We start from the raw sequence: 10,902 nt of genomic DNA, 5'->3' as shown, positions 1-10,902 counted from the left end.
TTAAACCAAAATAAGTACTGATGTTAAATCCATCAGTACTTAAAATTGTAGAACCATTATTTATAATGGTTAAGCTTGTCAATCGGCCGTCATTAACAGGCGCTGATAGTAGAGAAGGGAGGTGGGGTCAAGATTAAGAGCTTGTTCGAGCTCTTGATCACTGCTTTGCCGGTGTTGTTTTAGGTAGGTTAAGACGTAGCTTTGGTGGAGGTATTTCGGGGCAAGACTAAAGCCCACGTATTCTTCGTCTTGGTTTAAGAACTTATGCAAGGCAGCGTTGGTCAGTTGGGGATGGCTGGGGTGAAAACGTTGCTTCAAGAAGAGGTCGGAACAATTTTGTAATTGTTGGCGGGGGGCAATGTAGTCGTTAAAGGCCTGCCGAAATTGTTTTTCGGCCGGGGTAGCTAACCTTAATTGCTCCCAAACCCGGTAAAAACCGGGCTGCAAGAATTCGCCGACGGTATAGCCGTACTTACTTAATAAGAGGACGAGGCGGGTATAGTAATGAAGGTGGCCGTCAGCAAGTAATAGGTCTAACTTCTCAAGCCACTTAATTGAAACCCGCTGATTAGGGGTGACTGCCCGGCCGTGTAAGGTTAAAGTCGGGTAGGTCGTAATCAGTTGGTGGGTAAAGAGGTAGCGGAAGTAGCGGTTAAGTTGCGAAAGAATTTTGTTATAGGTCGTCATGGTAATATGCTTTTCCGTTTGTAAGTAGTCGAGGTAGGCCCGGATATCGGCCTCGGCCAAGTGCTGTAGGTCGGGTTGGGCAGCAAACTGGGGACGGTTGGCTAGCAGGTAGTTAAAGAGGTTGGTGAGGCTAGTATCATAGGTTTTGATGGTTAAGGGGGCTAGCCGTTGTTGTTTAAGGAAAAGCCGGAATTCACGCTGGTAAGGATAATTCATCAGTCGTTCTCCCTTCAAGAAATTATTCACTTTAACTATACCACAAAACAGAAACCAGCATAAAGAAATAAACTCGTTCACAGAAATACAAGGAATTTGCTATAATCGAGACGGACTATTTAGAAATATAAAAAGGAATTGATTCGATGATCATAAAGAAATTGCCAGCGCTGTTTGAACCAGCCCGACCGGTATTACAAAAAATTGAAAATGCCGGTTTTGAGGCCTACTTTGTCGGCGGCTGTGTTCGCGACACAATATTAGGTGATCAAATTCATGATATTGATATTGCAACCAGTGCGTATCCTAGCGAGATCAAGGCGATCTTTAACCGGACCGTTGATACCGGTATTGAGCACGGGACGGTGATGATTCTGGACCACGGCACTGGTTACGAGACGACGACTTTTCGGACCGAATCGGGCTACCAGGACTATCGTCGTCCGGACAAGGTAACCTTTGTCCGTTCGCTAGCTGAGGACCTCCAACGCCGTGATTTTACGATTAATGCTTTGGCCCTACGTGAGAATGGTGAAGTAGTGGACCTCTTTGACGGCCTTGGTGATTTAAAGCGGCGTCTTATTCGAGCAGTGGGCGACCCGCATGAACGCTTTAATGAAGATGCTCTCCGGATGATGCGGGCGGTTCGTTTTGCCAGTAAGTTGGACTTCGTCATTGATGGGCCAACACTGAAGGGGATTAAGGAGAATGCCCCCCTTCTTAGCAAGATTGCGGTTGAGCGGACCCGGGTAGAGTTAGAAAAACTCTTTTTGGGACAAAACCCGCCGGCCGGGTTAAAGGACTTTTTGGAAACCGGTCTGTACCAGTATTGCCCCGGCCTTGCTAATGCTAAGCCGGCCCTGAGCGCCTTATTGGTAACGGGGAATGGTTGGCACCTACAAAATACGGACCAGGTCTGGGGACTAATTGTGACCCAGCTGGGATTAACTGGGAACGCGCTTGACCGTTTTTTGAAGAAGTGGAAAACGTCTAATGATACCATTAAGCAGGTCAAGCGAATAGTGCCGGTGGTTAGCGCCCTGCACCAGCATCAACTTGATGCAGAGTTAATGTTTAAGGCGGGATGGTCGGCCTTACGTGATGCTAATCAGGTAGCCCGGATTTATGGCTGGCAGATGGCTGCCGCTGACCTTGAAAATGCCTATAAGGCGTTGCCAATTCAAAGTGGTCGTGAACTCGCCATTGATGGCCGGACACTTATTACGGTCGCAGGAATTAAGCCGGGACCTGCACTAGGTAAAATTATAAAGCAGTTAACGCAAGAAGTGGTGACGGGCCAGCTAGCTAACGACCGGTCCCAACTCTTGCAGCGGGCAAGTGATTTAAAACAAGAAGAGGGATAAGCAGATATGCAAACGATGAAGGCAGAAGGGCTAACTAGTACGTATGGTGAGAAAGTTCTCTTTGACCAGGTTGACTTCATTATTAATGAAAATGACCGGATTGGCCTAATTGGGGTTAACGGTAGTGGTAAGACGAGTCTTTTGAACGTCATTGCGGGGGAAGTTAACCCCGAACAGGGGCAAATTACAACCCCGAACGATTATAGTATCGGTTACTTAAAACAGCAGCCGGAACTAGATGCTGATAAGACGATTATGGAGGCCGTCTTTGCCGGTGAGCAACCAGTCTTTAAAACGATTCGGGCTTATGAGCGGGCACTGGCTGACTTTAGCGCCCATCCAGAAGACGCACAAGCAATCGACCGTTATACTAAGATGCAGGCAAAGATGGACCAAGAAGATGCCTGGGAGGCCGATAGCCGGATTAAGACCATCTTAACCCAGCTAAAGATTAAAGATACTAGTCAAAAGATCAGTGAGCTTTCTGGGGGACAGCAAAAACGGGTTGGCTTAGCTCAGGTGCTGATTCAACAACCGGACCTATTATTATTGGATGAACCCACTAACCACTTGGACCTTGACTCCGTGGTTTGGCTCCAGGACTTTTTAGCTAGTTATAAGGGAGCAGTAGTTGTTGTTACCCATGATCGTTACTTCTTGGACCAGGTTACGAACCATATTTGGGAACTCTCATTTGGTAAACTTTACCATTACGATGGTAATTACCAAGACTTTGTCCAGAAAAAAGCGGAGCGCGTTGAACTGGCGAAGGAAACTGAGCAGAAAAACCAGCAACTCTACAAGAAGGAATTAGCGTGGATGCGGACGGGGGCCAAGGCCCGGTCGACCAAGCAAAAGGGCCGGATCAATCGTTTCCATGAACTGGAAGGTAAAATCGGTCATTTGAAAACGGATGAAGATATTTCAATTAACCTCGGTTCGCAACGGCTTGGTAAAGATGTGCTTGAGTTTAAAAATGCCAACCTGAAACTGGGTGACCACCAAATTCTGCAGGACTTTAACTGGCTGGTTCAAGCGGGTGATCGGATTGGAATTACCGGTGAAAATGGTGCCGGTAAAACCAGCCTTTTAAATGTCATTGCCCAGCGGGTACCGCTTGATAGTGGGGTACTGAAGATTGGTGAAACTGTGAAGCTTGGTTATTACACCCAGCAAACCGAAGGAATTGATGATAGTAAGCGGATGATTAGCTTCTTAACTGAGGTTGCCGATAGTGTTACTGATAAGGACGGCAATAAGATCAGTGTTACCCAGCTGTTGGAGCGCTTCTTATTCCCACGCTTCATGCATGGGACGCTGATTCGGAAGCTATCTGGTGGTGAAAAGCGCCGCCTTTACCTGTTAAAAATCTTGATGCAACAGCCCAATGTCCTCTTACTAGATGAGCCGACTAACGATCTCGATATTGGGACATTGACGGTTCTTGAAGACTACTTGGATAACTTTGCCGGAACGGTGATTACCGTCTCCCACGACCGTTACTTCCTGGACAAGGTAGCGGATAACCTGCTAATCTTCCAAGGACAAGGCCAGATTGACCGTTATACGGGTTACTTTACGGACTACTTAAAAGAGCAGGATGCCGCTAAAACGGCAGCTCGGGAACAAGCAACGCCGGTTAAGAAAACTAAGCCGGCCACCCCGTCGAAGAAGCAACCAGCTAAAAAGACTAAGTTAACCTATGCTGAGCAGATCGAATGGAAGCAGATTAATGATGACCTTGATCAATTAAGCCAACAGCAGCAAGACCTAGAAGAACAGATGGCCGCGGCTGCTAATGACTATACCAAGCTGGCTACGTTGCAGAAAAAATTAAATGCGGTCCAACAAGAGGTCGATGAAAAGACGGCTCGCTGGGAATACCTTAGTAATTATGTTGAGTAAAAAGGAGTAATGACAGTGACAGAAAATCAAAATGAGCAACAATACCTGGACCTGGCCCGGTACGTGTTAGAAAACGGTCATGAGAAGTCCGACCGGACCGGTACTGGTACCCGGTCCGTGTTTGGCTACCAGATGCGCTTTGACCTGAGCAAGGGCTTCCCCATCTTAACCACCAAAAAGGTACCGTTTGGGTTGATTAAAAGCGAATTGCTGTGGTTTTTGCGTGGTGATACCAACATTCGTTTCCTCCTCCAGCACAAGAACCATATTTGGGATGAATGGGCATTTAAAAAATGGGTAGAAAGTGATGAGTACCACGGCCCCGACATGACGGACTTTGGTCATCGCTGGCTAAAGGATCCCAAATTTAAACAGCAATACTTGGCCGAGAAAAAGGCTTTTTGCCAGCGGATCTTAGATGACGATACTTTTGCCAAAAAGTATGGTGACCTGGGGCTGGTCTATGGTAGTCAGTGGCGGGCCTGGCGAACAAGTACGGGTCAAACCATTGACCAAATTGCCAACGTCATTCACCAGATTAAGACGACCCCTAATTCCCGGCGAATGATTGTCTCGGCTTGGAATCCCGAAGACGTGCCTTCAATGGCGTTACCACCATGCCATACGATGTTCCAGTTTTATGTTAATGATGGTAAGCTAAGTTGTCAGCTGTACCAGCGGAGTGCTGATATCTTTTTGGGAGTACCGTTTAACATTGCCAGCTATGCATTGTTGACCCATATGATTGCCCACCAGTGTGGACTCCGGGTGGGGGACTTTGTTCACACCCTGGGGGATGCGCACATTTATCTGAACCACTTAACCCAGGTTAAAGAACAACTTTCCCGGACCCCACATGCGGCGCCACGGTTAATTCTCCCGGACCAGCCTAAGCCCATTGACCAATACCAAATGGATGATATTAAGTTAGATGGTTACACTCATGAGCCGGCAATCAAGGCCCCCGTTGCGGTCTAAGGAGGGCGCTGATGACGGAAATTAATTTTGTGTGGGCTGAAGATCTGGACGGCTGGATTGGGAAAAATCAAGCTTTACCCTGGCATGTTAGCGCGGACCTCCGGCACTTTAAGGCAGTTACCCTTGGCAAACCAGTAGTAATGGGGCGGCGGACGTTTGAATCGATTGGTCGGCCGCTTCCCCAACGGACTAACGTGGTTTTGACCCACCGACCGTTGTTAAATGACCAAGTGCAGACCGTACCGACGGTTACTAAGTTAAAGGAGTGGTTAGCAACCTGTAAAGCCGACCAGGTAGCCGTAATTGGCGGGGCAAAGGTTTTTGCGGAGCTACTTCCCCTGGCGACGTGTTTAACCCGGACCGTTATTAATGGCCATTATGATGGGGATACCAAAATGCCACCGATCGATTACGACCGGTGGCAGCTGGTGGACCGTCAAGAAGTACTTGCAGACGGTCAAGTAAGTTGTTGGTTTGAAACGTGGCAATTAAACGAATAATAGAATTGAAAAGTACATGAAGGCGGTCCCGAGGAGGACAAAGAAGTGCCAAATCAAGTGGGTGTAGGCCGTCGGTTTGCTATAAAGGAGGGCACCCAGGGTAAAGGTAACACCACCGGCGAGTAAGAGCCCAAAGCCCACCGGTCCCAGGGCGTTCCACAACGGAACAAAGGCGACCACGCATAGCCAGCCCATCAGGACATAGATTAGGGTTGAAAGGTGGCTTTTATGCTTTAGCCAGATGCTCTTGTATACGACCCCGAGAACGGCCAGTCCCCAGATAACGCCGAACAGGGTCCAGCCTTCCCAGCCCTTAATTGCCACTAGGCAGTAGGGGGTGTAGGTACCAGCAATCAGAATGTAGATCATACAGTGATCAAAAATTTGAAAGAGGTGCCTAGCCCGGGTATAGATCAGGGCGTGAAATAAGGTTGATGAAAGGTAGAAGAGTACGAGGATGCTACCATAAATGGTAAAGGTGACCACGCGCATGGGACTACCGGTATGGGCCGCCCGGATGATTAAAAACACGAGTCCGGCAATTGCTAACCCGGCCCCGATTCCGTGTGTAATCGCGTTTCCAATTTCAATTAAGAGTGTTTTGTTGTCTTTTTCTACCACCTTAATTACTCCTTTCGAATTAGTCAGCAATGAATTCCGCTGGGCTTTTTGGTATACTATTACTATAAAAAAACGCATTTGCTATTTAAAAATAAGCGCTATTGATTATAATAGTTTTATAAACCATATATCTAGTCTTTGAAACTAGATAGAATTATACCACAATAACTGGCAAGGGGGAGTGGATTTTTCCATGTCTAAAGTAAAGATTGTTTGCGATTCTTCAGCGGGCTTAACCGATGAAGAGATCAAAAAATATAATATTACAATTGTACCACTAACCGTGATGATCGATGGGACCATCTATGTTGAACGGGAGACGATCACGAACGATCAATTCCCAGAATTGATGAAGAATGCTAAGTCGTTACCAAAGACTTCTCAACCACCGATCGGTAAGTTTGTCGATGCCTTTGATAAACTAGGCGCCGATGGTAGTGAAGTCCTCTGTGTAACGATGATGGAATCAATTAGTGGAACGGTGCACGCAGCTGAACAGGCAGCCACGATGACCAAGACCAAGGTCACGGTTTATGATTCACAAACAACTGATCAGGGAATGGCGTTCCAAATTGTTGCGGCGGCCCAGGTCTTGGAAAACGGTGGAAGCGTGGACGATGCCATCGACAAGATGAAAGAGGTTCTCGCCAAGTCGAAGTTATACTTGGCAATTGATAACCTGGATAACCTGGTAGCCGGGGGCCGGATTAGTAAGTTTGCGGGGGCCCTGTCAAACCTGCTAAATATCAAGGTCATGCTCCAGGTAGCGGGTGGCCAAATCCATATCATTATGAAGGGCCGGGGAACTAAGGCTATTCATAAGGAATGGGACCGGATCCTGCAGGAAATGAAAGATGGTCCTAAGCCTGTTAAAATTGGTATTTCCCATGTAGAGGGCGATAAAGAAGTGGAACGTTTGAAGTCACGGTTACTGGAAATGTACCCGGAAGCTAAGATTGTGGTTCGGGAGACGGTGCCGATTATTGCTACTCACACGGGGATGGGTGCAAATTGCTTATTATACTATACTGAATAGAACTCAAGAGGCTGGGAATTAGTTTTCTCCAGCCTCTGTTTGAATTTTATGGAGGAGGACCAAATCCGTGAAGAAAAAATGGTGGTTATTGGTATGCGCCCTAGTAATAATTATTGCGGGTGGGGGCTGGTATTTTAGTCATTCCGCCCGTACTACCCATCAACGACCCCGCCAGCCCCAGTATGTTCAAAAGAAGAATGTTAACTTGGTAGCGGTTGGTGACTCATTAACCTATGGACAGGGGGATGAGAAAAAAGACGGCGGCTACGTTGGTATTATTAAGCGTAAAATTGAGCATCATTACTGCCGAACGACGGTGGAGACGGAAAATTATGGTGTAAGTGGTGATCGTTCTGACCAAATTTTGGCCCGGCTTAACTCCCAAAAGCAGATGCGGGCGGACCTTCGGAAGGCGGACGTAATCACGATGACCGTTGGCGGTAATGACCTTTTGCAAGACCTGGAGAAAAACATAATGGATTCCCCCAAGCAGGTTAACCAAGATGTGGCAACGGCGCAACAAACGTATATTAAACGTTTAAACGCGCTGTTAACGGCGGTGCGTAAGCAAAATCCTTCAGCCCCGGTCTTTATTATGAGTATCTATAACCCGGTCTATACTTACTTCCCGGATGTTGATACGATTAACGATTCGATCGCTAAGTGGAATGACACGACCCGGACGATTATGAAGGGGTATCACCGGATGTATTTTGTTGATATTAACCACCTGATGTCATGGGGACAGTACCGCACGGCTGCACAACGGCAGGCGTTGGTGCAAAAAGAGGAACAGGCCAACCAGGGCAAGGTTACCCAAGGACGGGTTCTTAACATTATGAAGAATAAGGACCATAATTTAAACAAGTATATTTCAACCGAGGATAACTTCCATCCTAACCATCAGGGGTATGAACGGATGGCTAACCAGTTGTTTACTGTAATGAAAAAGCACGACAGTTGGGAATACGTGAAACGTTAATAAAGCAAAAAAGTGAGGGAAAACGATGAAAAAGCAGATCAATTGGTGGAAATGGGCCTTTATTGTCCTGGTGGTCGTACTTGTAGTCGGCATCGGGACGGTAGTTTGGCGGGCAAGTGCACCGGCGCCCACGCCAGCTGCTAGTCGGCCGGTTAATCCGGGGGATGCTTCAGTGACGGTGGAATTAAACCGTAAACAAGTCAACGCCCTATCGGCCAACTACCTAAATAAATTCTTGAAGGGCCAGCAGGTCAAGTACCACTTCCTGGTTGGTAAACAGTATGCCACGTTGACTGGTGACACCAAGTTCTTGGGGGCTAAAATTCGTTTTGCCATTAACTTTGTACCAAAGCGGCTTGACAATGGTAACGTCTTATTGTCAGCCAAGGGTCTGTCGGTCGGACGGCTCAATATCCCGATTAAGTTTGTAATGGGTTATATTGCTAAAAACTACAACATCCCCGACTGGGTTAAGATTAACCCCCGTAAGAAGACGGTATTGTTGGACCTTAACCAGTACAGCAAGCACCTTTCACTAAAGTACTCAGCCCAAGAAATTGATATGTCAACCGGCCGGTTTAAATTCCTAATCACCGTGCCGACGAATAATTAACGAAGGAGGATTCTTGATGAACCGCGATAGTTTTTACCGTTATTTAATGACGCAGCGCAACCCAAATAGTGCCGACGAGATCGAGCAGTTTGCTAACAATGCCTTTCTCGATACGGCCTTTCCCAAGCAGTCGACAGATTTTGATGAAATTTCCAACTATTTAGAAGAAAATGCGGACTACTTACCCTCAATGACGATCTTCGACGCGGCTTGGCAAAAGTATTTAGCAGCAATGAATTAAGGAGGAGAAGAGTATAATGGCGACAATTCAGTGGTTTCCTGGACACATGGCCAAGGCGCTCCGGCAAATCCGTGAGCAGATGCCCTTAGTGGATATTGTCTTTGAGCTAGTCGATGCCCGGGTACCGTACTCATCGCAAAACCCGGAGGTAACCCTGGCGGCCGGCGATAAGCCCCGGTTGCTAATTATGACTAAAACCGATTTAGCAGACCAGCCGCGGTTACAGGAGTGGCAACACTACTTTGCCGAGAAGGGGCAACCAGTGCTGGCCCTCGACTCACGGCAGCAAAACGTAGCTAAACTCGTAACCAGCAAGAGTAAAGAGATCCTTCATGATAAGATGGCTGAAGAGGCCGCTAAGGGGTTAAAGAAACGACCGATTCGGGCGATGTGTGTTGGGGTACCAAACGTTGGTAAATCAACTTTGCTTAACCACCTTGTTAAAAAGAATGTTGCCCAAACAGGGAATCGACCAGGGGTTACTACTGGCCAGCAGTGGTTACGGTCCTCGGCCGACTTGGAACTCCTTGATACGCCCGGGGTACTCTGGCATAAATTTGCCAGTCCGAAGCAGGGGGTAATGCTGGCACTATCAGGAGCAATTAAGGACAGTTTATACCCGAAGGATGACGTGGCCCTATTTGCTCTGGACTACCTTCGCCAGCACCAACCGCAGTTATTGCAGCAACGCTATCGTTTAACCGCGGCGGACCTGGATGAGACGGTCGGTAATCCGGACCTCCTGTTGACCATTACGCAGAAGATGGGCTTTCGTGATGACTATGACCGGGCCAGTGAACGGTTGATCTTTGACCTCCGGAAGGGGAAGTTAGGACCGATTACCATGGAAGTACCGGCGGACCTAAATGAGGATGGCATCAATGAGTAAGTTGACGGTAAGCCAGGTAAAAGACCTTTTAAAAACCATCGATAACCTCACCGATCCCCGTTTAGCATCCTTAGTTACGGATTCACGTAAGGGCGTCCAGGCGGCGTTAGCTCAGCATCAACGGTGGGTAAAGCGTCGCCAGGCAGCATTAGCGGCCTTTCACCAGCGGTTTAACTATGAACATTCACTGTGGCAGAGTGGTTGTCAATACGTGGCCGGGATGGATGAAGTTGGTCGGGGACCACTAGCTGGCCCTGTGGTCACCTGTGCAGTTATTTTGGATGATAGCTTTGACCTAGTCGGCGTAACGGATTCTAAGCAGTTGACCCGGCATGAGCGGGAACAGCTTTATTTAAAAATTGTTGATGAAGCCGTGGAGGTAAGCATTGCGGTTAATGACCGTGAAACCATTGACCGAATGAACATTTATGCTGCGACCCAGGATGCAATGATGCGGGCGGTAAAGAGTCTTTATCACCGGCCCGACCACTTAATCGTTGACGCGGTGCCCCTACCATTTGATTTTCCCCAAACTACTTTGATTAAGGGGGACCAGAAAAGTATCAGTGTAGCTGCTGCCAGTATCGTTGCTAAGGAGTATCGTGACCATTTGATGCGTGACTATGACCGGGTTTACCCGGGTTACGGTTTCGCTGAAAATATGGGTTATGGAACGAAAGAACACCTGGCTGGTTTAGCTAAGTATGGGGTCACGCCGATCCACCGACGGTCCTTTAACCCGGTTCCTAAATACTTATAGTGCAAGTGTAATTAAGTCTCGTATCTATTAACTAGGTAGGAGGCTTTTTTATGTTAACCTAAATTTCAAGAATAAGTTAGCCACTGGACTCAAATAAATAATACTGACCA

12 protein-coding genes are annotated in these 10,902 nt (G+C 47.5%); 10 read left to right on the top strand and 2 right to left on the bottom strand.

The genetic code is table 11. The features are described 5' to 3' along the window. Positions 1 to 78: 78 nt before the first annotated feature. Positions 79 to 903, bottom strand: a complete 825-nt coding sequence (locus ACI31H_RS02985) for a site-specific integrase (RefSeq protein WP_439770515.1) — start codon at positions 901 to 903, stop codon at positions 79 to 81. 146 nt (positions 904 to 1,049) lie between these two features. Here ACI31H_RS02985 and ACI31H_RS02980 point away from each other — a divergent pair, with 146 nt between their 5' ends. Genes ACI31H_RS02980 through ACI31H_RS02965 form a run of 4 tightly spaced genes read left to right on the top strand, consistent with a single transcriptional unit; the run spans position 1,050 to position 5,650 of the window. Next, on the top strand, positions 1,050 to 2,267 hold the full coding sequence (locus ACI31H_RS02980) for a CCA tRNA nucleotidyltransferase (protein ID WP_439770514.1): 1,218 nt from the start codon (positions 1,050 to 1,052) through the stop codon (positions 2,265 to 2,267). A gap of 6 nt (positions 2,268 to 2,273) precedes the next feature. Continuing rightward, positions 2,274 to 4,172, top strand: coding sequence for an ABC-F family ATP-binding cassette domain-containing protein (locus ACI31H_RS02975; RefSeq protein ID WP_439770513.1), 1,899 nt, complete (start codon positions 2,274 to 2,276; stop codon positions 4,170 to 4,172). 15 nt (positions 4,173 to 4,187) lie between these two features. Then, positions 4,188 to 5,150, top strand: coding sequence for a thymidylate synthase (locus ACI31H_RS02970; RefSeq protein ID WP_439770512.1), 963 nt, complete (start codon positions 4,188 to 4,190; stop codon positions 5,148 to 5,150). 11 nt (positions 5,151 to 5,161) lie between these two features. After that, positions 5,162 to 5,650 (top strand): dihydrofolate reductase, encoded by a 489-nt coding sequence (locus tag ACI31H_RS02965; protein WP_439770511.1) that lies wholly within the window; start codon positions 5,162 to 5,164, stop codon positions 5,648 to 5,650. Here ACI31H_RS02965 and trhA read toward each other — a convergent pair. Further along, positions 5,639 to 6,271, bottom strand: a complete 633-nt coding sequence (gene trhA / locus ACI31H_RS02960; RefSeq protein WP_439770510.1) for a PAQR family membrane homeostasis protein TrhA — start codon at positions 6,269 to 6,271, stop codon at positions 5,639 to 5,641. The genes ACI31H_RS02965 and trhA overlap by 12 nt on opposite strands. 193 nt (positions 6,272 to 6,464) lie before the next feature. On the opposite strand from trhA, the gene ACI31H_RS02955 reads away from it, so the two are divergent. The 6 genes from ACI31H_RS02955 to ACI31H_RS02930 all read left to right on the top strand — a co-directional run bounded on the left by ACI31H_RS02955 (position 6,465) and on the right by ACI31H_RS02930 (position 10,792). After that, positions 6,465 to 7,307 (top strand): DegV family protein, encoded by an 843-nt coding sequence (locus ACI31H_RS02955; protein WP_439770509.1) that lies wholly within the window; start codon positions 6,465 to 6,467, stop codon positions 7,305 to 7,307. A gap of 67 nt (positions 7,308 to 7,374) precedes the next feature. Then, positions 7,375 to 8,289 (top strand): SGNH/GDSL hydrolase family protein, encoded by a 915-nt coding sequence (locus tag ACI31H_RS02950; protein ID WP_439770508.1) that lies wholly within the window; start codon positions 7,375 to 7,377, stop codon positions 8,287 to 8,289. A 25-nt stretch (positions 8,290 to 8,314) separates the two neighbouring features. Then, positions 8,315 to 8,902 carry a YpmS family protein gene (locus ACI31H_RS02945; RefSeq protein WP_439770507.1) on the top strand — a complete coding sequence of 196 codons (588 nt, stop codon included), beginning with the start codon at positions 8,315 to 8,317 and terminating at the stop codon, positions 8,900 to 8,902. A 16-nt stretch (positions 8,903 to 8,918) separates the two neighbouring features. After that, on the top strand, positions 8,919 to 9,143 hold the full coding sequence (locus ACI31H_RS02940; protein ID WP_439770506.1) for a YozE family protein: 225 nt from the start codon (positions 8,919 to 8,921) through the stop codon (positions 9,141 to 9,143). A gap of 16 nt (positions 9,144 to 9,159) precedes the next feature. Next, the gene (gene ylqF / locus ACI31H_RS02935) at positions 9,160 to 10,032 is read left to right on the top strand and encodes a ribosome biogenesis GTPase YlqF (protein ID WP_439770505.1); all 873 of its coding nucleotides are present in this window, start codon (positions 9,160 to 9,162) and stop codon (positions 10,030 to 10,032) included. After that, entirely contained in the window at positions 10,025 to 10,792 is a 768-nt protein-coding gene (locus tag ACI31H_RS02930) for a ribonuclease HII (RefSeq protein ID WP_439770504.1), read from the top strand. The genes ylqF and ACI31H_RS02930 overlap by 8 nt, the downstream gene beginning before the upstream one ends. Positions 10,793 to 10,902: the final 110 nt, after the last annotated feature.

It is taken from the genome of Limosilactobacillus sp. (genome assembly GCF_051873035.1).
Taxonomy (GTDB): Bacteria; Bacillota; Bacilli; order Lactobacillales; family Lactobacillaceae; genus Limosilactobacillus.
Note: the sequence above shows the minus strand (reverse complement) of the source record. Positions and strands in the feature narration are given on the sequence as shown.

Bases quoted from the DNA above. Each gene is read 5' to 3' on its own strand.
- ACI31H_RS02985 (WP_439770515.1), bottom strand. From the start codon at position 903: ATGAATTATCCTTACCAGCGTGAATTCCGGCTTTTCCTTAAACAACAA.
- ACI31H_RS02980 (WP_439770514.1), top strand. From the start codon at position 1,050: ATGATCATAAAGAAATTGCCAGCGCTGTTTGAACCAGCCCGACCGGTA.
- ACI31H_RS02975 (WP_439770513.1), top strand. From the start codon at position 2,274: ATGCAAACGATGAAGGCAGAAGGGCTAACTAGTACGTATGGTGAGAAA.
- ACI31H_RS02965 (WP_439770511.1), top strand. From the start codon at position 5,162: ATGACGGAAATTAATTTTGTGTGGGCTGAAGATCTGGACGGCTGGATT.
- ACI31H_RS02955 (WP_439770509.1), top strand. From the start codon at position 6,465: ATGTCTAAAGTAAAGATTGTTTGCGATTCTTCAGCGGGCTTAACCGAT.
- ACI31H_RS02945 (WP_439770507.1), top strand. From the start codon at position 8,315: ATGAAAAAGCAGATCAATTGGTGGAAATGGGCCTTTATTGTCCTGGTG.
- ACI31H_RS02940 (WP_439770506.1), top strand. From the start codon at position 8,919: ATGAACCGCGATAGTTTTTACCGTTATTTAATGACGCAGCGCAACCCA.
- ylqF (WP_439770505.1), top strand. From the start codon at position 9,160: ATGGCGACAATTCAGTGGTTTCCTGGACACATGGCCAAGGCGCTCCGG.
- ACI31H_RS02930 (WP_439770504.1), top strand. From the start codon at position 10,025: ATGAGTAAGTTGACGGTAAGCCAGGTAAAAGACCTTTTAAAAACCATC.